Source organism: Agromyces cucurbitae (assembly GCF_058349945.1).
Window position 1 is genome coordinate 95485 of record NZ_JBYRES010000003.1, and the last position, 21906, is coordinate 117390.

Annotated in this window: 21 protein-coding genes; 11 read left to right on the plus strand and 10 right to left on the minus strand. The window is 73.6% G+C overall.

All coding sequences use genetic code 11. The features are described from left to right. The 3 genes from rimM (at position 1) to AC3RJ6_RS11665 (ending at position 2253) form a co-directional block, all read left to right on the plus strand. Entirely contained in the window at positions 1-666 is a 666-nt protein-coding gene (rimM, locus tag AC3RJ6_RS11655) for a ribosome maturation factor RimM (protein WP_491427239.1), read from the plus strand. Between the two features lie 10 nt (positions 667-676). Next, positions 677-1396 carry a tRNA (guanosine(37)-N1)-methyltransferase TrmD gene (gene trmD, locus AC3RJ6_RS11660; RefSeq protein ID WP_491427240.1) on the plus strand — a complete coding sequence of 240 codons (720 nt, stop codon included), beginning with the start codon at positions 677-679 and terminating at the stop codon, positions 1394-1396. A gap of 107 nt (positions 1397-1503) precedes the next feature. Then, complete coding sequence (locus AC3RJ6_RS11665; RefSeq protein WP_491427241.1) at positions 1504-2253, plus strand: sirohydrochlorin chelatase; 750 nt, start codon at positions 1504-1506, stop codon at positions 2251-2253. A 36-nt stretch (positions 2254-2289) separates the two neighbouring features. Here the strand turns inward: AC3RJ6_RS11665 and AC3RJ6_RS11670 are convergent, their stop codons facing one another. The 6 genes from AC3RJ6_RS11670 to nirB form a co-directional block, all read right to left on the minus strand. Then, on the minus strand, positions 2290-3957 hold the full coding sequence (locus tag AC3RJ6_RS11670) for an FAD-dependent oxidoreductase (protein WP_491427242.1): 1668 nt from the start codon (positions 3955-3957) through the stop codon (positions 2290-2292). Continuing rightward, positions 3954-6143: a molybdopterin oxidoreductase family protein gene (locus tag AC3RJ6_RS11675; RefSeq protein ID WP_491427243.1), complete on the minus strand. Its 2190-nt coding sequence runs from the start codon at positions 6141-6143 to the stop codon at positions 3954-3956. Before AC3RJ6_RS11675 ends, AC3RJ6_RS11670 begins: the two co-directional genes overlap by 4 nt. A gap of 11 nt (positions 6144-6154) precedes the next feature. After that, positions 6155-7540 carry an MFS transporter gene (locus AC3RJ6_RS11680; protein WP_491427244.1) on the minus strand — a complete coding sequence of 462 codons (1386 nt, stop codon included), beginning with the start codon at positions 7538-7540 and terminating at the stop codon, positions 6155-6157. Positions 7541-7670: 130 nt separating this feature from the next. Then, positions 7671-8801 carry a uroporphyrinogen-III synthase gene (locus tag AC3RJ6_RS11685; protein WP_491427245.1) on the minus strand — a complete coding sequence of 377 codons (1131 nt, stop codon included), beginning with the start codon at positions 8799-8801 and terminating at the stop codon, positions 7671-7673. Beyond that, positions 8798-9571, minus strand: a complete 774-nt coding sequence (gene cobA / locus AC3RJ6_RS11690; RefSeq protein WP_491427246.1) for a uroporphyrinogen-III C-methyltransferase — start codon at positions 9569-9571, stop codon at positions 8798-8800. Before cobA ends, AC3RJ6_RS11685 begins: the two co-directional genes overlap by 4 nt. Then, on the minus strand, positions 9568-12168 hold the full coding sequence (gene nirB, locus AC3RJ6_RS11695) for a nitrite reductase large subunit NirB (RefSeq protein ID WP_491427247.1): 2601 nt from the start codon (positions 12166-12168) through the stop codon (positions 9568-9570). The genes cobA and nirB overlap by 4 nt, the downstream gene beginning before the upstream one ends. Positions 12169-12421: 253 nt before the next feature. Here nirB and nirD point away from each other — a divergent pair, with 253 nt between their 5' ends. After that, complete coding sequence (nirD, locus tag AC3RJ6_RS11700) at positions 12422-12772, plus strand: nitrite reductase small subunit NirD (protein WP_491427248.1); 351 nt, start codon at positions 12422-12424, stop codon at positions 12770-12772. A 21-nt stretch (positions 12773-12793) separates the two neighbouring features. On the opposite strand, the gene map is transcribed toward nirD, so the two are convergent. Beyond that, on the minus strand, positions 12794-13561 hold the full coding sequence (gene map, locus AC3RJ6_RS11705; RefSeq protein ID WP_491427249.1) for a type I methionyl aminopeptidase: 768 nt from the start codon (positions 13559-13561) through the stop codon (positions 12794-12796). Positions 13562-13647: 86 nt separating this feature from the next. On the opposite strand from map, the gene AC3RJ6_RS11710 reads away from it, so the two are divergent. The 5 genes from AC3RJ6_RS11710 (at position 13648) to AC3RJ6_RS11730 (ending at position 16566) form a co-directional block, all read left to right on the plus strand. Then, entirely contained in the window at positions 13648-14157 is a 510-nt protein-coding gene (locus AC3RJ6_RS11710; RefSeq protein WP_491427250.1) for a hypothetical protein, read from the plus strand. A 216-nt stretch (positions 14158-14373) separates the two neighbouring features. Continuing rightward, positions 14374-14721 (plus strand): 50S ribosomal protein L19, encoded by a 348-nt coding sequence (gene rplS, locus AC3RJ6_RS11715; RefSeq protein WP_244853740.1) that lies wholly within the window; start codon positions 14374-14376, stop codon positions 14719-14721. A gap of 82 nt (positions 14722-14803) precedes the next feature. Continuing rightward, positions 14804-15550, plus strand: coding sequence for a signal peptidase I (lepB, locus tag AC3RJ6_RS11720; RefSeq protein WP_491427251.1), 747 nt, complete (start codon positions 14804-14806; stop codon positions 15548-15550). Then, the gene (gene rnhB, locus AC3RJ6_RS11725; RefSeq protein WP_491427252.1) at positions 15550-16236 is read left to right on the plus strand and encodes a ribonuclease HII; all 687 of its coding nucleotides are present in this window, start codon (positions 15550-15552) and stop codon (positions 16234-16236) included. Before lepB ends, rnhB begins: the two co-directional genes overlap by 1 nt. A 6-nt stretch (positions 16237-16242) precedes the next feature. Beyond that, positions 16243-16566 carry a DUF2469 family protein gene (locus tag AC3RJ6_RS11730; protein ID WP_022891843.1) on the plus strand — a complete coding sequence of 108 codons (324 nt, stop codon included), beginning with the start codon at positions 16243-16245 and terminating at the stop codon, positions 16564-16566. A gap of 94 nt (positions 16567-16660) precedes the next feature. On the opposite strand, the gene dprA is transcribed toward AC3RJ6_RS11730, so the two are convergent. Genes dprA through AC3RJ6_RS11745 form a run of 3 tightly spaced genes read right to left on the minus strand, consistent with a single transcriptional unit; the run spans position 16661 to position 19808 of the window. Continuing rightward, complete coding sequence (gene dprA / locus AC3RJ6_RS11735) at positions 16661-17920, minus strand: DNA-processing protein DprA (protein ID WP_491427253.1); 1260 nt, start codon at positions 17918-17920, stop codon at positions 16661-16663. Beyond that, positions 17917-19452 carry a YifB family Mg chelatase-like AAA ATPase gene (locus AC3RJ6_RS11740; protein ID WP_491427254.1) on the minus strand — a complete coding sequence of 512 codons (1536 nt, stop codon included), beginning with the start codon at positions 19450-19452 and terminating at the stop codon, positions 17917-17919. The genes dprA and AC3RJ6_RS11740 overlap by 4 nt, the downstream gene beginning before the upstream one ends. After that, positions 19452-19808 carry a YraN family protein gene (locus tag AC3RJ6_RS11745; protein WP_491427255.1) on the minus strand — a complete coding sequence of 119 codons (357 nt, stop codon included), beginning with the start codon at positions 19806-19808 and terminating at the stop codon, positions 19452-19454. The genes AC3RJ6_RS11740 and AC3RJ6_RS11745 overlap by 1 nt, the downstream gene beginning before the upstream one ends. Before the next feature lie 194 nt (positions 19809-20002). Here AC3RJ6_RS11745 and AC3RJ6_RS11750 point away from each other — a divergent pair, with 194 nt between their 5' ends. Beyond that, positions 20003-20905: a phosphodiesterase gene (locus AC3RJ6_RS11750; RefSeq protein ID WP_491427256.1), complete on the plus strand. Its 903-nt coding sequence runs from the start codon at positions 20003-20005 to the stop codon at positions 20903-20905. Further along, on the plus strand, positions 20902-21861 hold the full coding sequence (locus AC3RJ6_RS11755; protein ID WP_491427257.1) for a tyrosine-type recombinase/integrase: 960 nt from the start codon (positions 20902-20904) through the stop codon (positions 21859-21861). The genes AC3RJ6_RS11750 and AC3RJ6_RS11755 overlap by 4 nt, the downstream gene beginning before the upstream one ends. Positions 21862-21906: the final 45 nt, after the last annotated feature.

Below are 21906 nucleotides of genomic sequence, written 5' to 3' on the forward strand. Positions count from 1 at the left end.
GTGGCCGACGCACCGAAGACGCAGCTCCGGGTCGGCCGCCTCACCAAGGCGCACGGCCTGAAGGGCGCGATCAAGCTCGAGCTGTACACCGACGACCCCGAGCGTCGCTTCGTGCCCGGGGCCGAGTTCTCCCTGCAGGTGCCGAAGGAGTCGCCCTGGCACGGCAAGCACCTCGTGCTGCGCGAGCTCCGCTGGTACAACGGGCACCCGGTCGGCTTCTTCGAGGGCGTCGACGACCGCACGGCGGCCGAGACGCTCATCAAGGCCATCCTCTGGGTCGAGCACAGCGACGATGAAGCGGGCGAGCCCGACGCCTGGTACGACCACCAGCTCATCGGCCTCGCGGTGCTCCGCGACGGCGAGCGCATCGGCGAGGTCGTCCACGTCGACCACCTGCCGGCGCAGGACCTGCTGATCGTCAAGGCCGCGGGCCGCGAGGTCATGGTGCCGTTCGTCTCGGCGATCGTGCCCGAGGTCGACCTCGAGGCCGGCACGCTCACCGTCACCCCGCCGGCGGGCCTCTTCGAGGAGATCGTCGAGATCGAGGCGGATGCCGCGGCCGAGGCGCCGGCCGAGGCCGACGACGCAACGGCCCCTGCTGAGGCCGCATCGGTCAGCGACGAGCCCGCGGTCGACCAGCCTCCGGCCGACGAGCCTCGCGCCTGACGGACCGCCGATGCGCGTCGACATCGTCACGATCTTCCCCGAGTTCTTCTCGGTGCTCGACCTGTCGCTGCTCGGCAGGGCCCGCGAGTCGGGCCTGCTCGAGGTCACCGCGCACGACCTGCGCGACTACACGCACGACCGGCACCGCACCGTCGACGACACGCCGTACGGCGGCGGTGCGGGCATGGTCATGAAGCCCGAGCCGTGGGGCGAGGCGCTCGACGCCATCGTCGGCGAGGGCGAGTCCGAGGCGCTCCTCGTCGTGCCGTCGCCGGCCGGCGAGCCGTTCACCCAGCAGCTCGCGCGCGAGCTCGCGCAGGAGCCGCACCTCGTGTTCGCGTGCGGCCGCTACGAGGGCATCGACCAGCGCGTCGTCGACCACTACTCGACGCGCATGCGCGTGCGCCTCATCTCGCTCGGCGACTACGTGCTCAACGGCGGCGAGGTCGCCGTGATGGCGATGATCGAGGCGGCCGGCCGCCTCGTGCCGGGCGTCGTCGGCAACCCCGAGTCGCTCGTCGAGGAGTCGCACGAGAACGGCCTGCTCGAATACCCGAGCTACACGAAGCCCGCCGAGTGGCGCGGGCTCGAGGTGCCTCCGGTGCTGCGCTCGGGCAACCACGGAGCGGTGGCGGCATGGCGGCACGAGCAGCAGGTCGAGCGCACGCGGCGCGTTCGGCCCGAGCTGCTCGGCGAGGGTGACGCGCCGCGCGGCGCGGCCGACGCGTGAGCCGTTCTTCACACGCCCGAAATCCACGCATCGCGAACGCGTAACACCCGGTTCCTACCGTCGAACCGGCGGGCGCAGGGACCCCGCCGGAAGGCGCGGGTTCGAGCATGATCGTCACGGGTGCGGGGCGGCCGAAGCCGCAGGAGTCCACCGGTCGGCTCCGTCTGGTCGCCGTGACGCACGGCGAACCGACGTCGGCGAACCGCCAGGCGATCATCAGGCTGGTCGACGCCGTCGCCTCGGCACGGCCGTCGCTCGACGTCTCGATCGGGTTCGTGGACGCGCGGGCCGGCGGGCTGGCCGACCTCCTCGCCGACCGCGACGAGGACTCGGTGATCGTGCCGCTCGTGCTCTCGGCCGGCTTCCACGTGCGCACCGGGCTCCAGGTCGGTCTCGACCGATCGGGCTCCGACGTCGGGCTCGCCGCCGAGCTCGGCCCCGACGATCGCATCGTGCGGGTGCTCGCGAGCCGACTCGATCGCGCGGGGCTCGACGACCACGACGTCGTCGTGCTCGCCGCGGCCGGCTCCAACGATCCGAGGGCGGTGCGCGAGTGCTTCGAGACCGCTCGCCGGCTCGGCCTGCGGCTGGGACGGCCGGTGACGGTCGGATTCATCGCGGCGGCGCTCCCGCGACTGCCCGACGCGATCGAGATGATCCGCGAGGTCCATCGCGGCCGGCGCGTCGTCGTCGGGCCCTACCTGCTGGCCCCGGGGCGGTTCTTCGACGCCGTCGCCGAGTCGGGAGCCGACGTCGTCGCAGCGCCGCTGCTCGTCCCCGGCGAGCCGGCGCCGACCGAGCTCGTCGAGCTCGTGCTCGCCCGGTTCGACACGACGTACGCCGCGACCCGCGCCTGAGCGGCCCGACGAGCCCGCACCGGGGGGCTCGCGGCGTCAGCCGGCGCGGCTCGCGGCGTCGTCGGACGCGGGCTCGTGCGCGCCGGCGAGGAGCTCCGCGATCCTCCCGCGGCAGCCGCCGCAACCCGTGCCGGCCCGGGTGTCGCGGCCGACCGCCTCGACCGTGCGGTTGCCGCAGGCCGCCGACTCGACGATCCGCTCGTGGGTGACGCCGTTGCACCAGCAGACCGTGGCGTCGGGGGCGAGCGCGCCGGCCGTCGCGCTCGGATCGTCGTCGGGGCCGTCGAGCCTGAGCAGCAGAGAACGGTCGGCGGGCAGTTCGGCGCCCCGCTCGAACAGGAGCGTGAGCTCGGCGGCCGTGCGAGGCATCCCGACGCTCGCGAAGGCGGTGAGCACCCCGCCCTCGGTGACCAGCTTGACGTAGCGGCCGTGCTCGGGATCCGCCCACTGGGCGACGCGCCGGTCCGGCCGGGCGGGGTCGTCGTCCCACGGGTCGGCGGCGACGTCGCCGACGGCGACGACGTCGAGGTGCTCGGCCTTCAGCATGACGATCGGCTCGCGCTCGGGAGCGAGTGGCGCGGGCTCGGGGCGACTCGTCGGCCCGGTCGGTCCGGTCGCCGCCGGCTCCGTGCTCGCGGCCGGGCCGCCGGCGCGGGCCGCCTCGGCGAAGCTCGCCGCGAGCCAGGCCGCCTGGCGCCATCCCGGCCCGATCAGACCCGACGGTGCGCCGGGGACGACGGCGTCGGCACCGTGCAGGTCGTGGTCGGCGACCTGCGCGCAGTCGCCGATGGCGTAGACGGCCGGGTCGGTCCACGACTGCAGCGACGGGTGCACGAGCACGCCGACCGCCGTGCGCAGGCCCGAGAGCGTCGCGAGCTCGTTCCGGGGGGAGACCCCGCACGAGAGCACGAGCAGGTCGCCGCGCAGCTCCTTGCCGTCGGCCGTGACGAGCCGGTCGAACCGCCGGGCCTCGTCCTCGCCGCGGAAGCCGACCGCCTCGGCGCGGGAGTTCGCGACGACCGCGATGCCGCTGCGCCGGAGCGCGGCGCGCGTCACGAGCCCGGCGCCGCGGTCGAGGTTGCGCGGCATCGGGTGCGGACCGTGGTGCACGACGCAGACCTCGGCGCCGGCATGACGAGCAGCCAGTGCGAGCTCGAGCCCGAGCACCCCCGCGCCGAGCACGATGACGCGCTCGCGACCGCGGACCGCCGCGAGCACCCGCTCGGCGTCGTCGAGGTCGCGCAGGGTCGTGACGCCGGCCGGCAGCGCATCGTCGCGCCCGACGAGGGCGGCGGGGTGTCGCTCGAGCGAACGGAGGTCGCGCCGGTGCCGCTCGACGCCGTCGAGCGTCGGTACGTTGGCCCGCGCGCCGGTGGCGAGCACGAGGCGGTCGTACCGTACCCGTTCGCCGGTGGACAGCTCCACCGACCGCTCGTCGCGGTGGATCGCCCGCGCGGTGACCCCGAGCCGCATCGAGGCGCCCGCCGCCTCGGCGGCGCCGCGATCGCCGACGAGCATCGCGTCGAGCCCAGTGCCGCCGACGGCGTACTCGGCGACGAGCACCCGGTTGTACGCCTCGACGGCCTCGCCGCCGACGACCGTGAGCTCGACGAGCCCGTCGGCGACCGCGGGCAGCAGCTCCTCGACGAAGCGGGCGCCGACCGGGCCGTAGCCGATGAGCACGACGCGTTCCGGCCGGTTCATGCGGCCTCCCCGTCTCGGGCGGGGCGGTCGGGCGGCGAGGTGGATGCCGCGGCCGATGCGATCGGCGCGGTCGCGCCCGCCCGCCGCATCCGCACGTTCGTGGTCTTGAACTCGGGCATCGCCGAGACGGGGTCGACGGCGTCGGAGGTGAGCAGGTTCGCCGCGGCCGCGTCGCCGTAGTGGAATGGCAGGAACACGCACTCGACGCGGATGTCGGTGGTCACGGCGACGGGGCACTCGACGCGCCCCCGTCCGTTCTCGATCACGATCCGCTCGCCGTCGGCGACGCCGAGGCGCCGGGCCGTCTCGGGATGCAGCGCGGCGACGAGCTCGGGCCGGGCCGCGAGCAGTTCGGGCACGCGCCGGGTCTGCGCCCCGCTCTGGTAGTGCTCGAGCAGGCGGCCGGTGATGAGCGTGAACTCGTCGGGCGCCGGTGCGGGGCGTGCCGCCGGCCGGGGAACGACCGCGACGAGCCTGGCGCGCCCGTCGGGGTGGGCGAAGCGCTCGGCGAACAGCCGCGGCGTCGATGTGCCGCCGCGCGGAAACGGCCAGTACGCGGGCTCGCCGCGGTCGAGGTCCTCGTACGTGATGCCCGAGTAGTCGGCGACGCCGCCCTCGGACGCGAGCCGGAGCTCCTCGAAGACGAGGGCGGGGTCGCTGTCGAACCGCGCCCGGCAGCCGAGGCGGCGGGCGAGGTCGGCGAGCACCTCGAGCTCGTCGCGCACGCCCTCGGGCGGCTCGACGGCACGGCGCCGGCGCAGCACGCGCCCCTCGAGCGAGGTCATCGTGCCCTCCTCCTCGGCCCACTGCAGCACCGGCAGCACGACGTCGGCCATCGCGACGGTCTCCGACGGCACGAAGTCGCAGACGACGAGGAGGTCGAGGGCCGCGAGCCGCTCGCGCACCGAGGCGACGTTCGGCGACGAGACGACGGGGTTCGAGCCGTGCAGGAGGAGGGCTCGGAGACCGCCCGGGCGGCCGAGCGACCGCAGGAGCTCGACGGCCGGCACCCCGGCGCCGGGGATCTCCTCGGGGTCGACGCCCCAGACGCGTGCGACGTGGGCACGTGCGGCGGGGTCGGTGATGCGGCGGTAGCCCGGCAGCTGGTCGCATTTCTGGCCGTGCTCGCGACCGCCCTGGCCGTTGCCCTGCCCGGTGAGCGTGCCGTAGCCGCTGCCGGGGCGCCCGGGCAGTCCGAGCAGCAGCGCGAGGTTGATCGCGGCGGTGGCGGTGTCGGTGCCGTCGACGTGCTGCTCCACGCCGCGTCCGGTCAGGATGAACGTCCGCCCGCCCGCCGCGAGCCGGCGTGCGAGCCCGCGCAGTGCCGCCGCCGGGACGCCCGTCACCGACTGCACCCGGGCGGGCCACCAGCCCGCGACGCTCCGGCGCACGGCCTCGAGGCCGACGGTGCGCCGGGCGAGGTAGTCGTCGTCGACGAGCCCCTCGGCGACGACGATGTGCGCGAGCCCGAGCAGCAGTGCGAGATCGGTGCCGGGAGCCGGTTGCAGGTGCATCCCACGGCCCTCGTCGGTCAGCCGGGCTGTGGCCGTGCGCCGCGGGTCGACGACGACGAGCCCGCCCGCGGCCTGCGCGCCCGCCAGGTGGCCGATGAACGGCGGCATCGTCGCGGCCACGTTCGAGCCCAGCAGCAGCACGGTGTCGGCCTCGTCGAGGTCCTCGAGCGGGAAGGGCAGCCCGCGATCGAGGCCGAACGCCCGGTTGCCCGCGGCGGCGGCCGACGACATGCAGTAGCGGCCGTTGTAGTCGATGCGGCTCGTGCCGAGCGCGAGCCGGGCGAACTTGCCGAGCAGGTACGCCTTCTCGTTCGTGAGCCCGCCCCCGCCGAAGACGCCGACGGCGTCGGCACCGTACCGGTCGCGGATGCCGCGCAGCCGGGTCGCGACGACGTCGAGCGCCTCGTCCCAGGTCGCGGCGCGGAGCTCGCCGTCCGCCCCGCGCACGAGCGGCGTGACGAGGCGCGACGACGACCGCAGCAGCTCCGGCGACGTCCAGCCCTTCTTGCACAGTCCGCCCCGGTTCGTCGGGAAGTCGCGCCCCGAGACGGTGACGGGCGCCGTCGTCGACGTCGAGGCGTCGGCCGACCCCGGGGCATCCGCCTCGGCCAGCGTCATCGCGCACTGCAGCGCGCAGTACGGGCAATGGGTGTCGGCGCCGGATCGGGGCATCCCGGCCCCCCTCACACTCGGTGCGCCCGCAGGGGCCGCACGTAGACGAGGGCGGTCAGGACGAGGAGCACCGCGTAGCCGGCGACGAAGCCGAGGAACGCGGCCGAGTACCCGCCGGTCGCCTGGAACGAGAGGTTCAGCGCTTGCGGGATGAGGAAGCCGCCGTAGGCGCCGATCGCCGAGATGAGGCCGAGCGCCGCCGCCGCCTTCCTGCGGCGGCCGGCATCGTCGCCCGAGGCGCGGAGTGCGAAGACGACCGGCACCATCCGGTAGGTCGCGCCGTTGCCGACGCCCGCCGCCGCGAACAGCAGGAGGAACAGGCCGAGGAACGGCCAGAATCCCGCCGTCGGCACCGAGACGACGACGAGGGTGATCGCGCCCATCGCCGCGAACGAGGTCATCGTGATGCGGGCGCCGCCGAAGCGGTCGGCGAGCCGGCCGCCGTACGGGCGTGCGAGGGAGCCCACGAGCGCGCCGAGGAACGCGAGCGAGACCGAGGCCCCGCCCACCGCGAACGACGCGTACTCGGGGAACTGGTCGGCGATGAGCTTCGGGAACACGCTCGCGAAGCCGATGAACGAACCGAAGGTGCCGATGTAGAGCAGCGAGAGCAGCCACAGGTGCGGCTCCTTGAGGGCCGCGGCGGAGCTCGCGAGGTCGGCCTTCGCGCCCACGAGGTTGTCCATGCGGCGCCAGGCCCCGACCATCGCGACGACGATGAGCGGCACCCAGATCCAGCCGGCGAGCGGCAGCTGGAGGCTCGCCCCGGCGCCGATCGTGATCACGACCGGCACGGCGAACTGCGCGACCGCGGCGCCGAGGTTGCCGCCCGCGGCGTTGAGGCCGAGCGCCCAGCCCTTCTCGCGCTGCGGGTAGAAGTACGTGATGTTCGCCATCGAGCTCGCGAAGTTGCCGCCGCCGAACCCGGCGAGCGCGGCTGCGGCGAGCAGCAGCGGGAACGGGGTCGCCGGGTTCGCGACGCAGACGGCCAGCGCGATCGCGGGCACGAGGAGCAGCCCGGCCGACACGATCGTCCAGTTGCGCCCGCCGAACCGCGGCACGAGGAAGGAGTACGGGATGCGGAGCGTCGCGCCGACGAGGCTCGGGATCGAGATGAGCCAGAAGACCTCGCCCGTCGAGAGGTCGAAGCCCGCCGCGGGGAGCGCGACCGCGACGATCGACCAGAGCTGCCAGACGACGAAGCCGAGGAACTCCGCGAAGATCGACCAGCGGAGGTTGCGACGGGCGATGGCCCGCCCCTCCGAGGCCCACTGCGCCGCGTCCTCGGGATCCCAGCCGTCGATCCACCGACCCGGTCGGGTGACGAGGGCCGGCGTCGACGGCGTCGTGGTCGTGGTCGTGGGCGGGTGCGGGTCGGTGCGCACGGTGTCGGTCATCGGGGGCCTCCGTTGCGGTCGGGGTCGGTGCGGTCGACGCTAGTGAGCGGGTGTTTCGGTCGGTCGCTCCGGTCGTGAACGGTGCGTCTCGACCTGCTCACCGGGTGGGCCGGGCCGTGTGAGGGCGACGTCAGACGTCGATCCGGTAGCCGCGCTTGACGACCGTCGTGATGAGCCCGGGCACGCCGATCGTGCGTCGCAGGCGGCTGAGCGCGACCTCGAGGGCGTGCGGGTCGGTCGTGCCTGGCAGGCCAGATGCGAGGCGTTCGCGTGCCACGACCGCGCCGTGCGCGAGCACGAGCGCGCGCAGCAGCGCGAGCGCGACGGGGGCGAGCGGCACGCGACGGTCGTGGATGTCGAGCACCGAGCCGCGCAGCTCGAGCGGCCCGTGCCGGGTGTCGAGCCGGATGACGCGCGACTGCTCGAGGTGCTCGCAGACGAGCCGGATGAGCGCGCCCATCCGAAAGCGCTCGGGCGTGATGGGGCTGATGCCGGCGTCCTCGAGCGGGGCGGCGGTGACCGGGCCGACGGCCGCGGCGACGACGGGACCGCACATCGCGTCGACGAGGTCGTCGTACCGCCCGAGCGCCTCCGCGGCGCCGAACAGCGCGTGCACCGCCGGCGCGCTCGTGAACGTGATGCAGTCGAGCCCGCCCGAGCAGGCGGCGTCGATGAGCCGGTCGACTCGGTCGTCGTCGGGATCAGTCTCCACCCAGCGGTACGGTTCGACCGTGAGCACGCGGGCGTGCGCCTCGTGCAGCCGCTCGAGCTGGTGCGGCTGCAGGAAGCCGTGCAGCTGCACCGCGATCGTGAGCCCGGGCGGATAGCGCTCGAGCACCTCGTCGACGAGCGACTCGGTGGTCTCCTCGGCGCTCATGCCGACGTCGCCGAGGCCGGCGGCGCGGATGCCTCCGCGCGCCTTCGGCCCGCGCACGAGGATGTCGGTGGCGGCGAGCGCCTCGACGAGGTCCTCGCCGAGACCGGCCGCGTCGGCGACCTCGAACCAGCGGCGCACGCCGTACGCGGTCGTCGCGAGCAGCACGTCGGGCCGCGCCGCGATGATGGCGCGGGTGTCTTCGATCACGGGGTCGTCGGAGACCGCGTTCGCCATCCGCAGGGTGGGGGCATGGAGGACCTGGGCGCCCCGGCGGGCGAGGGCGTCGATGAGGTCGCCCGCACGGCGGTCGCTCGTCACGCCGATCCGGAATCCGGCGAGCTGGTCGGGGCGGAAGCCGGGCGCGCAGTCCGAGGCGTCCGTCATGCGACCACCGACCAGCGTGCCGCCCGGTCCATGAGCTCGGCGGCGCTCGCGTCGCCGTCGTGCGCGAGGCGCACGACCTCGCCGACGACCACGACGGCGGGCGAGGCGACCCGGGCCCGGGCGGCCGTCGACACGATGTCGCCGAGCGTGCCGAGCGTCGTCCGTTGCGCCGGGGTGCAGCCTCGTTCGACGACGGCGACGGGATGGGTCGCCGGGAGTCCGTGCCTGGCGAGCCCCGCCGCGAGCGACGGCAGGGTGCCGATGCCCATGAGCACGACGATGGTGCCGCCGAGCCCCGCGAGGTGGCGGAGCTCGTCGTCGGTGAGCGGCGCGTGCCCTGACACGACGGTGAACGCGTGGCTCACGCCCCGGTGCGTGAGCGGGATGCCCGCCGCCGCGGGCACCGAGATCGCGCTCGTGACGCCCGGCACGACCTCGACGGGGATGCCGGCGGCGTGGCACGCCAGCACCTCCTCGCCGCCGCGGCCGAGCACGTACGGGTCGCCGCCCTTCAGGCGGACGACGTGCGCACCGGATGCCGCGTGGCCGACGAGCATCGCCTCGATCTCGTGCTGCGGCACGGCGTGGTGGCCGGGACGCTTGCCGACGTCGATCAGGAGGGCGCCCGGGGCGAGGCCGGCGAGGTCGTCGTGCGGGGCGAGCCGGTCGTAGAGCACGACGTCGGCGTCGGCGAGCGCTCGCGCGGCCCGCAGGGTCAGCAGGTCGGCGGCACCCGGTCCGCCGCCGACGATCGTCACCCGGCCCGTCATCGCGCGCCCTCCCGCACGGGGATCCGCGATCCCGCCACGAGCACCGCCCGACCGTCGGCGCGCTCCTCGGGCGTCGCGGGCCGGAACTGGTCCCGCTCGGCCACGCGTGCGATCGACGGGTCGGGCGTGCCCGGCGCGTTGACGAAGGAGCGGAACCGCCGGAGCCGCTCGGGGTCGGCGAGCGTGGCCGCCCACTCGTCCTCGTAGTGGTCGACGTGGGCCGCGACCGCCGCCTCGAGCTCGTCCGCGAGGCCGAGCGAGTCGTCGACGACGACCTCGCGCACGTGGTCGATCCCGCCGTCGAGGTCCTCCATCCAGCGCGCGGTGCGCTGCAGGCGATCGGCGGTGCGGATGTAGTACATGAGGTACCGGTCGACGTAGCGGATGAGCGTCTCGTCGTCGAGATCGCTCGCGAGCAGCTGCGCGTGCGCCGGCTGGAACCCGCCGTTGCCGCCGACGTAGAGGTTCCAGCCCGCGTCGGTCGCGATGACGCCGACGTCCTTGCCCCGGGCCTCGGCGCACTCGCGGGCGCAGCCCGAGACGCCGAACTTGAGCTTGTGCGGGGAGCGCAGGCCCCGGTAGCGCAGCTCGAGGCGCACGGCCATCGCGACCGAGTCCTGCACGCCGTACCGGCACCACGTCGAACCGACGCAGCTCTTGACGTTGCGCAGCGCCTTGCCGTACGCCTGTCCCGACTCGAAGCCGGCGTCGACGAGGCGGCGCCAGATGTCGGGCAGCTGGTCGAGGCGCGCCCCGAACAGGTCGATGCGCTGGCCGCCCGTGATCTTCGTGTAGAGGCCGAACTCCATCGCGACCTCGGCGATGACGGCGAGCTTCTCGGGGGTGACCTCGCCGGCCGGGATGCGCGGCACCACCGAGTAGGTGCCGTCCTTCTGCATGTTCGCCATCGCGCGGTCGTTCGTGTCCTGGAGGCCGCCGCGCCCGCCGTCGAGGATGTACGACCCGTGCTGGGTGGCGAGGATCGAGGCGACGACGGGCTTGCAGACGTCGCAGCCGCGCCCGGTGCCGAGCCGTTCGACGATCTCGTCGAACGACGTGAGTCCGAGCACGCGGATCGACTCGAACAGCTCCTGCCGGCTGAGCTCGAAGTGCTCGCACAGTGCGCGCGACGGGGTCACGCCCGCCTTCACGAGCTCCGACTCGAGCAGCTTCTTCACGAGCGGCACGCACGAGCCGCACTGGGCGCCGGCCCGCGTGCAGGCCCTGAGCTCGCCGAGCTCGGTGCAGCCGGGCCCGTGGCCGTCGCCCGCGACCGCGTCGCGGATCGTGCCCGCCGTGATGTTGTTGCACGCGCAGACGAGTGCGCCGGCCGGCAGCTCGTCGCCGGCGGGCGGCTCGACGCCGGCCGCCGACAGGTAGGCCGCGGGTTCCGCCGAGAGCTCCGTGCCGAGCAGCGGCCGGAGCGAGGAGTACGGAGCCGCGTCGCCGACGAAGACACCGCCGAGCAGGGTCTTGGCGTCGTCGGTCATGACGAGCTTCTGGTAGAGCCCGCGTGCCGGATCGGCGTAGACGATCTCGAGCGCGTGCTCCGTCCGTGCGAGCGCGTCGCCGAAGCTCGCGACGTCGACGCCCGAGAGCTTGAGCTTCGTCGCGTCGTCGACGGTCGTGAACTCGGCGGTCCCTCCGAGCAGCCGGTCGGCGACGACCTCGGCCATCGCGTTCGCCGGGGCGACGAGCCCGGTGCAGCGGCCCTCGAAGCTCGCCACCTCGCCGATGGCCCAGACGTTCGGCAGGGATGCCGCGCACGAGGTGTCGACGGCGACGCCGCCGCGCGGCCCGAGCTCGAGGCCGAGGTCGCGGGCGAGCTCGTCGCGCGGGGTGATGCCGATCGCGAAGACGACGACGTCGCAGTCGATGCGCCGGCCGTTCGCGAGTTCGACGCCGACGACGGCGCCGTCGTCGACGACGACGCTCGACGGCCGGGTGCCGAGATGCAGGCCGATGCCCTGGCCCGCGATGATCCTCCCGAGCGCGCGCCCCGCGCCCTCGTCGAGCTGGGCCGACATGAGCCAGCCGCCCGAGTGCACGACCGCCGCGTGCGCTCCGAGCGCGGCGAGCCCGCCCGCCGCCTCGAGGCCGAGCAGCCCGCCGCCGGCGACGACGACCTGCGCGGGACGACCGCGCTCCCGTGCGATCGCCGCGGTCTCGGCGACGAGTGCGTCGACGTCGTCGATCGTGCGGTACACGCGGGCGTGCTCGGCGCCCGGAAGCTCCGGCACCGGCGCACTCGAACCGGTCGCGAGCACGAGCTCGTCCCACGGCAGCACCCGGCCGGCCGCGGTCGTCGCCGTGCGCGCGGCGGGGTCGACGGCGACGACGCGGTCGTCGACGACGAGCTCGATCCTCGCGTCGTCCCACAGGGTCGACGGCTCCAGGGTGAGGTCGGTCGAGGCATCCGCGAGCCTCGTGCTCAGGGCGACGCGGTCGTAGGGCGCATGGCGCTCCTCGCCGACGACGGTGACGCGGAGCGACCCGTCCGCGTCGCGGGCGTGCAGGCTGTCGGCGAGGCGGTGCGCCGCCGGCCCGCCGCCGACGATCACGACGTCGCGCACGCCGGCGCGGCTGGTCTCGGTCATGCTGCCTCCCCGGGCTCGATTGAGGCGAGCGTAGGAAGGGGCCGTTTCGGCGGTGTTACGGCGCGGTAACCAGCCGGCACGCCCGTCGCACGACGGCGACGGGCCGATGTGAGGTGCGATTCACGATCGCGAAACACGCAGGGGCGGGGTGGCGAAACAGCCCGCGACTACGGTCGATGCACAGCAGCCGGCGCGTCGCATCCGCGCCGTCCGGTGCGCAGGTCGCGCCGACCGCCGACGAGAGGAGCCCGCGATGTCCATCGCCATCGAACCGACGACCGCCTGGCTGGCGACCTGCGAGGTCGACGACCTCGAACCCGGCTGGGGCGAGGTCGCCCTGCACGGATCCCACCAGATCGCGCTGGTCCGGCTCGACGAGCGCGAGGTGTACGCCGTCGACCACCACGATCCGCACACGGGCGCTCCCGTGATGGCGCGCGGCATCGTGGGGTCGCGCGGCGACCGCCCGACGATCGCCTCGCCCCTGCACAAGGAGGTCTACGACCTCGGCACGGGGGAGTGCTTCACCGACGGCTCGCTCGCGCTGCGCACGTACCGCACGCGGATCGTCGGCGGCATGCTCGAGGTCGAGCTCGAGGCCTGAGCCCGACGCCGCTCGAACAGCTCAGTCGCGGGCGGTGAGCACGATGGGGTCGCCCTCGGTGACCGCGATCGTGTGCTCGGAGTGCGCGCCGCGAGAGCCGTCGGCGCTGCGCAGGGTCCACCCGTCGGGGTCGGTGAAGATCTCGTCGGTCGTCTCGAGCCACCACGGTTCGATCGCGATCACGAGGCCGGGCTTCAGCGGCAGCCCGCGACCGGGGCGGCCCGAGTTGGGCACGTGCGGGTCGCCGTGCATCGTGCGGCCGACGCCGTGTCCGCCGAAGTCGGTGTTGACGCGGTAGCCCGAGGCCTTCGCGACGTCGCCGATCGCCCGCGAGATGTCGCCGATGCGGTTGCCGGGGCGGGCGGCGGCGATGCCGGCGGCGAGCGCGCGCTCGGTCGTCTCGATGAGTCGGAGATCCTCGTCGCGCGGGGTGCCGACGACGATCGAGCGGGCCGAGTCGGCGACCCAGCCGTTCACGGAGGCGGCGAAGTCGAGGCTCAGCAGGTCGCCGTCGCGGAGCTTGTAGTCGCGGGGGAGGCCGTGCAGCACCGCGTCGTTGACCGACGTGCAGATGACCTTGCCGAACGGGCTCGCACCGAACGACGGGTGGTAGTCGATGTAGCAGCTCTCCGCGCCGGCCTTGCGGATCATCTCGTGCGCGAGCGCGTCGAGCTCCAGCAGGTTGACGCCGACGGCCGCGGCCTTCGACGTCGCCTCGATGACACTCGCGACGAAACGGCCGGCGGGCCGCATCTCCTCGATCTCGGCGGGGGTCCTCAGTTCGATCACACTCATCCTCTCCGAGTCCATTCTGTCGGCTCCGCCCTGAGTGAACACCCGGCGCGCTCGCAGCCGGGCGGGATTAGCCTTGGCACATGCTCATCCGGCGCCTCTTCTACCGCTGGCAGTTCATCGCGATCATCGCGCTGCCGGTGTGGCTCCTCGTGGGCTGGGCGATCTTCGGCTCGGGCGGATGGGGCACGCTCGGGCTCGTCATCACGGTGCCGATCGCGTTCCTCACGCTCGGGGTCGTCGCACTCCTCGTGAACGCGCGACCGACCGTGCGCCGCGAGCGTGCGGTCTCGTGGACCGACGTCGCCGTGCTCGGCGCATGGCACGCCGTCATCATCGGCACGGGGTTCTACACGGCTGCGGGCGGCGTGTTCGGCCTGCTCGCGGTGATCGGCGCGATCGCCGCGTTCTGGGTCGTCCTGTGGGAGCTCGTGCGCGACGGGGCGAGGCGCATGAACGCGTCGATGGCGGAGTTCGAACGGCTCGCGGCCGAGCAGCGCGGGGGTTCCGCCGGCGGGGATGCCTCGGGGCGGCGCCCGCCGTTCGACGACGGCGACGGCGACGTGATCATCATCCACGAGGTGCGCGACTGATCACGGTCGCGGCACCGCGAAGGCATCCGTCTCGTCGCTTTGGCCGTCGGGCCCCGGTCATGGCACAATAGAGGATTGTGCCGCTGCAGGAGCGATCCTGCCGACGACTCTGCCTCCGGGGAGCATGCGACGCACGGTCACCGTGCGAGGCGGCACCAGACACTTTCCCATCAAGATCCGCGTTCGACCGGTGGCGGGCGCAGAGAGCGAATCATCATGCACATCCTCGACCATGTCGACGCGGCGAGCCTGCGGTCGGACATCCCCGACTTCCGCGCGGGCGACACCGTCAAGGTCCACGTGAACATCATCGAAGGCACGCGCTCGCGCATCCAGGTCTTCCAGGGCGTCGTCATCGGCCGCTCGGGCGAGGGCGTCCGCGAGACCTTCACGGTCCGCAAGGTCAGCTTCCAGGTGGGCGTCGAGCGCAAGTTCCCGGTCCACTCGCCGGTCATCGACCACATCGAGGTCGTGACCCGCGGTGACGTGCGTCGCGCGAAGCTCTACTACCTGCGCAAGCTGCGCGGCAAGAAGGCGAAGATCAAGGAGAAGCGCGACGCCTGATCCGGCACGCGCGAATCGCGGCCTGCCGCGAACTTCCGACCGAGCTCCCCACCGTAGACTGGTGGGGAGCTCGGGCGGTTAAATGACAGAAGACACCACCACGCGCGAAGATCGCGCGGGTACGGCAACGACACGCAAGCAACGCGGCATCCTCCTCTTCCTGCGGGATCTGCTCGTCATCTTCGTGGTGGCGGTGCTCGTTTCGTTCCTCATCAAGACGTTCCTCATCCGATCGTTCTTCATCCCATCGCAGTCGATGGAGGAGACGCTCGTGAAAGACGACCGCATCATCGTGAATCAGCTCGAGCCCGAGCTGATGCCGATCTCGCGGGGCGACGTCGTCGTGTTCAAGGACCCGGGCGGCTGGCTGCCGGCTCGGCCCGAGGTGCAGCAGCCGCCGCTCGTCGCGGCCGTCGACTGGTTCCTCGCGTTCGTCGGCCTGAGCGCCCCCGACTCGAACGACCACCTCGTGAAGCGCGTCATCGGCCTGCCCGGCGACCACGTCGAGTGCTGCAACGCGCTCGGGCAGATGAGCGTCAACGGCGTACCGCTCGACGAGTCGCCGTACGTGTTCCTGCCGCCGGGCCAGTCGAAGGTCTCGGAGGTGGACTTCGACGAGATCGTCCCCGACGACTCGCTGTGGGTGATGGGCGACAACCGCTACAACTCGAAGGACTCGCGCTACAACGCCGATACGCCGACGAAGGGGTTCGTGCCGATCGAGAACGTCGTCGGACGCGCGTTCGTCGTCAGCTGGCCGATCTCGCACTGGGCCTGGCTCGACAACCACCCCGAGGTGTTCGAGGGCGTCGACGAAGGCGACGGCTGATGCCCAAGCAGGCGATCCCGAACCTCAAGCTCGAGCGCGAGCTGTTCGACGAGGGCGCGCCGTTCGTGCTCGCGTGCGACGAGGTCGGACGTGGCGCGCTCGCGGGGCCGGTCACCGTCGGCCTCGTCGTCATCGACCCGGCCGTGCGGCGCATGCCGACGGGGCTGCGCGACTCGAAGCTCATGACCGAGCCGCGGCGCGAAGCCATGGCGCCGCGGGCGACCGCCTGGGTCATGGCCTCGGCCGTCGGCGAGGCGTCGGCGAACGAGATCGACGAGCTCGGCATCATGGCGTGCCTGGGCCTCGCCGGCGCCCGGGCCCTCTCGTCGCTGCCGCCCGAGCTCGTGGTCGCCGTGCACGGTGCGCCCCTCATCCTCGACGGCAACCACGACTGGCTGAGCCCGGCGATCGAGTACCGTGCGCGCGTTCGCACCCGCATCAAGGCCGACCGCGACTGCGCCTCGGTCGCGGCGGCGTCGGTGATCGCGAAGGTCCACCGCGACGGCGGGATGCGTCGCGCCCACGCGGACACCCCGATCTACTCCTGGGACGAGAACAAGGGCTACTCGAGCCGCGCCCACTTCGCCGCGATCGAGCAGCACGGCGCGAGCGAACTGCACCGGCGCACGTGGCTGCACGAGCGCGAGCCCGAGGCACCGGCGCTGTTCGAGCTCGGCGTAGGATGAATCGCGATGGATGAAGACGAGTTCGAAGACTACGACCGCGAGGTCGAACTGGCCCTGTACCGCGAGTATCGAGACATCGTCTCGCAGTTCAAGTACGTGGTCGAGACCGAGCGACGGTTCTACCTCGCGAACGAGGTCGAGCTCGTCCGCCGCGACACCGAGCACGACTTCTACTTCGAGCTCACCATGAAGGACGTCTGGGTGTGGGACGTCTACCGCGCCGACCGCTTCGTCAAGAGCGTGCGCGTGCTCACCTTCAAGGACGTCAACGTCGAAGAGCTCGCGACCCGCGAATTCGAACTGCCGAAGGAACTCGCGCTCGACGAGTGAGCGCGCCGGTCGCCGTTCGCGACCGCATCGGTTCGACGATCGCATCGCCTCGATCTCCGCATCGTCCCATCGGACGAGCCGGCGTGCGGACGGTTCATCGTCGCCGTACCGCCCGCCGTGTCCAGAGCCCGCCGACGTCGCGCCGGGCGTGGCCCTCGACCTCGAGTTCGGCGAGCGTGGCCATCACGTGTCCGGGTGCCATGCCGCTGCGACGGGCCAGGTCGTCGACGCCGCGCGCCGCACGCGTGCTGAGCGCGTCGAGCACGCGGAGCCCGTCGTGGTCGGGCTCGAAGAGCGCGGGCCCGGGTGCGGCCGTCGAACGAGAGCCTCCCGGCGTCGCGACGTCGCCGGCCGCGCCGATGCCCGAGGCGAGTTCGGCCATCTGGGCCGCGTCCACGACGCAGATGGCGTCGCGGTCGCGGAAGAGCCGGTGGCAGCCCGCCGAGGCCGGGCTCGTGACCGGACCCGGCACCGCCCCGAGCGGGCGTCCGAGCTCGGTGGCGTGCGTGGCGGTGTTGAGCGATCCCGACCGGAGCCCGGCTTCCAGCACGACCGTCGCATCGCCGGTCGCGGCGATGAGCCGATTGCGCATGAGGAACCGCCATTTCGACGGCGACGTGCCGCACGCGACCTCCGAGTAGACCGCGCCGGTCGCTGCGATACGAGAGAGCAGTGCCTCGTGACCACTGGGGTAGTAGCGGTCGATGCCGCCCGCGAGGAAGGCGACGGTCGTGCCGTCGCTCGCGAGCGCGGCGCGGTGCGCCATGCCGTCGATGCCGTACGCGCCGCCCGAGATGATCGTGAACCCCCGGTCGACGAGCCCCGCCGAGGCCTCGGCGGTGATGTGCTCGCCGTAGCCGGTCGCCGCGCGGGCGCCCACGAGCGAGATGGTCCGCGACTCGGCGAGCGCGCCGGGTCGTCCGCGCACCCACAGGGCGAGGGGCGCCGCGGCACCCAGGTCGTCGACGCGCCACGGCCACTCCGGATCGCCGGGCACGAGCAGCCGCGCACCGACCCTCGCGGCCTGCAGCAGGGAGCGGGCGAACGCCTCGTCGTCGAGCCGCGGTCGCCACCGCCTCAGCGCCTGCACCGCCGACTGGACGGTCGCCGACCCGCCGTCGCGGCCCAGCACCTCGGCGAGCGCCGACGCGGGCGCGTCGCCGACGACGAGCGCGACGACGGCGCGAGCACCGGCCGCGGCGACGGCTCGGCCGAGCACGGCATCGCCCGGTTCGGACAGGAACCCGAGGAGGGCCCGTGCCTCGGCATCCGCACGGCGTTCGTCGCCGTCACGGGGACGGCCGCGGACGGCGTCGGCGACGGCAGCGTCGACGTCGTGGCGGATGGTGCTCATGCCTCGGCTCCCGTCTTGAAGAAGCTCGCCCGACCCACGTGCTCGGCGTCGGGCCGGCCGGCCCCGGCGAGGTCCGCGAGCGTCCATGCGACCTTGAGGATGCGGTCGTAGCCGCGCATCGTGATCGCACCGAGCTCGAGCATTCGGTCGATGCCCTTCGTCGCCGTGCCTCCGGGATGCATGCCGCCGGAGCCGCGCAACCAGGGGCCGGGCATCTCCGCGTTGGTGCGCCACGGGGTTCCGCGCAGGCGCTCCTCCGCCGTCAGTCTCGCCTCCGTGACACGTTGCCGGGCCACCGCGGTCGAGACGGTCGAGCCGTCGCCGCCCATCCGCATCGCGGCCACGGTGATGCGCGGCACGCGCAGCTGCAGGTCGATGCGGTCGAGCAGCGGGCCCGAGAGCCGTGAGAGGTAGCGGCGTTGCACGATCGGTGCGCACGTGCAGTCGCTCGTGCCCGCGTTGCCGCACGGGCAGGGGTTGGAGGCGAGCACGAGCTGGAAGCGTGCCGGGAACGTCGCGACGGCGTTCGCACGATGGATCGAGATCGTGCCCGACTCGATGGGCTGCCGCAGCACGTCGAGCACCGCTCGCGGGAACTCGGGTGCCTCGTCGAGGAAGAGCACCCCGTGGGTCGCCCGGGCGGCAGCGCCGGGCCGGATCATCCGGCTGCCGCCGCCGACGATCGCCGCCGCGGTCGCGGTGTGGTGCGGCGCTTCGAACGGGGGCCGGAACGAGAGCGAGCCGTTCGGCCGGAGGCCGGCGAGCGATCGGATCGAGGCCACCTCGAGCGCCGCGTCGGCGTCGAGATCGGGCAGCAGGCCGGGCAGTCGCGCTGCGAGCATCGTCTTGCCGGCACCGGGCGGACCCAGCAGGGAGAGGTGGTGCCCGCCCGCTGCGGCGACGAGCATCGCGTCGACGGCGTCGGTGTTGCCGGCGACGTCGGCGAGGTCGCCGGGCGCTGCGGAGGGGATCTCGTCGGCGACCGGGGCCAGCACGGGTTCGACCTCGCGCGGCGGGTACGCGGCGCCGTGCCAGATCGCCGCCTCCAGGAGGGAGGCGACGCCGATGACGCGCACGCCGGGCACGAGCGCGGCCTCCGGTGCGTTGCCGGTCGGCACCATGACGAGATCGTGCCCCGCCCGGGCGGCCGCGAGCACCGCCGGCAGGATGCCGTCGACCGGCCGGAGCCTTCCGTCGAGCCCCAGTTCGCCGAGGTGCACGACCCGGTCGATGGACGCGGCCGGCACCTCGCCGGCGGCGCCGAGGCACGCGAGTGCGATCGCGAGGTCGAATCCCGAGCCGTGCTTCGGCAACGCGGCGGGGGAGAGGTTGACGGTGAGGCGTCTGGTCGGCAGCGGGCACCCGGCGTTGCTCGCGGCCGAGCGCACCCGGTCGCGGGCTTCGCCGAGCGCGGCGTCGGGCAGGCCGATGATGACCACGGCGGGCAGCTGGGAGGAGAGATCGGCCTCCACCTCGACGATCGAGCCCGTCAGGCCCAACAGGGCCACCGAGCGGGTGCGGGCGACCGACATCAGCTCACTCCTTCGAGGTGCTCGAGCACGACCGGGCCGGAGCGGGGAGCGATGACCGACACGGCATCGATCCTGATGAGTTCGGCGTGCACGCCCGACGCCTCGCACCAGGCGGCGGCGAGCCGCCGGAGCCGGGCGAGCTTGCGCGGGGTGATCGACTCGAACGGGTGGCCGTAGCCGTCGCCCGAGCGCGTCTTCACCTCGACGAACACGAGCGTCGTGCCGAGGCTCGCGACGAGGTCGACCTCGCCGTGGCGGCAGCGCCAGTTGCGGTCGACGACCCGCATTCCCGCGGCCTCGAGGTGCTCCGCGGCGAGCTGCTCGCCCCGTCGGCCCAGTTCCGTGTTGTGGCTCATCGGCACCACCTCCGCACCCAGCGTCGACGCCGTCGGCGGCGCGTTCGGCCCGGAGACGTGATCGGTGGGCGGATCCGGCTTCGGCGCGCCTGTCGAGGACGAGTCGAGTGCCGGTCGAGGACGAGTCCCCGGCGCGCCGATCGTGTCGGCGACGGTGTCGCCGGCCGCGTCTAGGCTTTCGTCGAGGAGGTCCCGTGCACCCACGACTCGGTCGCTATCCGGCCGCACAGACCGTCATCGCGCACGTGAGCGACACGCACCTGCTCGCGGGGGGCGCGCCGCTCGGCGGGGTCGCCGACACCGAGGGAGCCCTCGAGCAGGCGGCGACCCAGCTGCGCAGGCTCGGCGCGGGACTCGACGCGATCGTCGTGACGGGCGACATCGCCGACCTCGGTGAACCCGACGCCTACGCCCGCGCCAGGGCCGCGCTCGAACCGGTCGCGGCAGAGACGGGCGCGCGCCTCGTCTGGGTCATGGGCAACCACGACGAACGCGCACCGTTCCGCACCGAGCTCCTCGGCGAGCCGGCGGCCGACGAGCCGGTGCACCACGTCGTCGACGTCGGCGGGCTGCGCATCGTGGCGCTCGACTCGAGCGTGCCCGGCTACCATCACGGTGAGCTCGACGCCGCGTCGCTGGCGTGGCTCGACGACGTGCTCTCGACGCCGGCACCGCGCGGCACCGTCCTGGCGCTCCACCACGCGCCGATCCCGACGCCGCTCGTGCTCATGGACGTGCTCGAGCTCCGCGGGCAGACCGAGTTCGCCGAGGTGATCCGCGGTCGCGACGTGCGGCTCGTCCTCGGCGGCCACCTCCACTATCCGACCCAGGGCAGCTTCGCCGGGGTGCCCGTGTCGGTCGCAGGCGCGACGTCGTACACCATGGACCTGTCGGCGCCGCCGCGCGAACTCGTCGGGGTCGACGGCGGTCGCTCGTTCTCGCTCATCCACGTCTTCGACGACATGATCACGAGTTCGGTCGTGCCGCTCCCGTCGGCACCCGTCGTCACCCGATTCGACGAGGCCTTCCTCGTCGAGGTCGAAGCGCTCGCCCCCGACGACCGCCTCGATCGCTTCTCCCGCAAGCCCGCGCCATGAAGCTCGATGCGGCGATCGACGACTACCTCGGTCATGTCCGCGCGGAGCGGGGCTATTCCGAGCACACCGTGGCGGCCTACCGCGCCGACCTGCTCGACCTCGCCGCATTCGCCGAGTCGCACGGCGTCGTCGACGCGGGCGACCTCGACCTCGCGCTCCTCCGCGACTGGCTCTGGGCCGCGACCGAGCGCGGCCTCGCCCGAGCGAGCATCGCGCGGCGGGCGGCTTCGGCACGCGGGCTGACGGCATGGCTGTCGCGGCGCGGCGAGCTCGCGGCCGATCCGGGTGCGCGACTGCGGGCGCCCCGCGCTCAGCGGGCGCTCCCGCGGGTCGTCGCGGCACCGGCGCTCGCGGAGGCGCTCGCAGCCCTCGAGACCCGCGCCGCGTCCACGGGTGATCCGATCGCAGCACGCGACGTCGCGATCGCCGAACTGCTGTACGCGTCGGCGCTTCGCGTCTCGGAGCTCGTGGGCATCGACCGCGGCCGGCTCGACCGGCGACGACGGACGGTGCGGGTGCTCGGCAAGGGGTCGAAGGAGCGCGTCGTGCCCTACGGAGCACCGGCTGCGAGGGCGCTCGACCGCTACGTCGACATCGCTCGTGCTCAGATCCTCAGCGCCGCCGACGAGCGACGCGCTGCCGCGGACCCGGGCGCTGCGACGCCCGATCGGGCCGAGACCGAGGCGCTGTTCGTCGGCGCACGCGGTGGCCGCATGGGTGCGCGGAGCGTCTACCGCCTGGTCGCCGGCCTCCTCGCCGAGATACCGGGCAGCGGCCCCAGCGGCCCGCACACCTTCAGGCACACGGCTGCGACGCACCTCCTCGACGGCGGCGCCGACCTGCGTGCCGTCCAGGAGTTCCTCGGCCACGCGAGCCTCGGCACCACCCAGATCTACACGCACGTGTCGGCCGAGCGCCTGAAGGAGAGCTACCGGACCGCGCACCCGCGGGCCTGACCGCACCCGCGACCGACCGCAGCGCCCGCGCACCGCCGCACTCAC

Bases quoted from the DNA above. Each gene is read 5' to 3' on its own strand.
- trmD (WP_491427240.1), top strand. From the start codon at position 677: ATGCGCGTCGACATCGTCACGATCTTCCCCGAGTTCTTCTCGGTGCTC.
- AC3RJ6_RS11665 (WP_491427241.1), top strand. From the start codon at position 1,504: ATGATCGTCACGGGTGCGGGGCGGCCGAAGCCGCAGGAGTCCACCGGT.
- AC3RJ6_RS11670 (WP_491427242.1), bottom strand. From the start codon at position 3,957: ATGAACCGGCCGGAACGCGTCGTGCTCATCGGCTACGGCCCGGTCGGC.
- AC3RJ6_RS11675 (WP_491427243.1), bottom strand. From the start codon at position 6,143: ATGCCCCGATCCGGCGCCGACACCCATTGCCCGTACTGCGCGCTGCAG.
- AC3RJ6_RS11680 (WP_491427244.1), bottom strand. From the start codon at position 7,540: ATGACCGACACCGTGCGCACCGACCCGCACCCGCCCACGACCACGACC.
- AC3RJ6_RS11685 (WP_491427245.1), bottom strand. From the start codon at position 8,801: ATGACGGACGCCTCGGACTGCGCGCCCGGCTTCCGCCCCGACCAGCTC.
- cobA (WP_491427246.1), bottom strand. From the start codon at position 9,571: ATGACGGGCCGGGTGACGATCGTCGGCGGCGGACCGGGTGCCGCCGAC.
- nirB (WP_491427247.1), bottom strand. From the start codon at position 12,168: ATGACCGAGACCAGCCGCGCCGGCGTGCGCGACGTCGTGATCGTCGGC.
- nirD (WP_491427248.1), top strand. From the start codon at position 12,422: ATGTCCATCGCCATCGAACCGACGACCGCCTGGCTGGCGACCTGCGAG.
- AC3RJ6_RS11710 (WP_491427250.1), top strand. From the start codon at position 13,648: ATGCTCATCCGGCGCCTCTTCTACCGCTGGCAGTTCATCGCGATCATC.
- rplS (WP_244853740.1), top strand. From the start codon at position 14,374: ATGCACATCCTCGACCATGTCGACGCGGCGAGCCTGCGGTCGGACATC.
- lepB (WP_491427251.1), top strand. From the start codon at position 14,804: ATGACAGAAGACACCACCACGCGCGAAGATCGCGCGGGTACGGCAACG.
- rnhB (WP_491427252.1), top strand. From the start codon at position 15,550: ATGCCCAAGCAGGCGATCCCGAACCTCAAGCTCGAGCGCGAGCTGTTC.
- AC3RJ6_RS11730 (WP_022891843.1), top strand. From the start codon at position 16,243: ATGGATGAAGACGAGTTCGAAGACTACGACCGCGAGGTCGAACTGGCC.
- dprA (WP_491427253.1), bottom strand. From the start codon at position 17,920: ATGAGCACCATCCGCCACGACGTCGACGCTGCCGTCGCCGACGCCGTC.
- AC3RJ6_RS11740 (WP_491427254.1), bottom strand. From the start codon at position 19,452: ATGTCGGTCGCCCGCACCCGCTCGGTGGCCCTGTTGGGCCTGACGGGC.
- AC3RJ6_RS11745 (WP_491427255.1), bottom strand. From the start codon at position 19,808: ATGAGCCACAACACGGAACTGGGCCGACGGGGCGAGCAGCTCGCCGCG.
- AC3RJ6_RS11755 (WP_491427257.1), top strand. From the start codon at position 20,902: ATGAAGCTCGATGCGGCGATCGACGACTACCTCGGTCATGTCCGCGCG.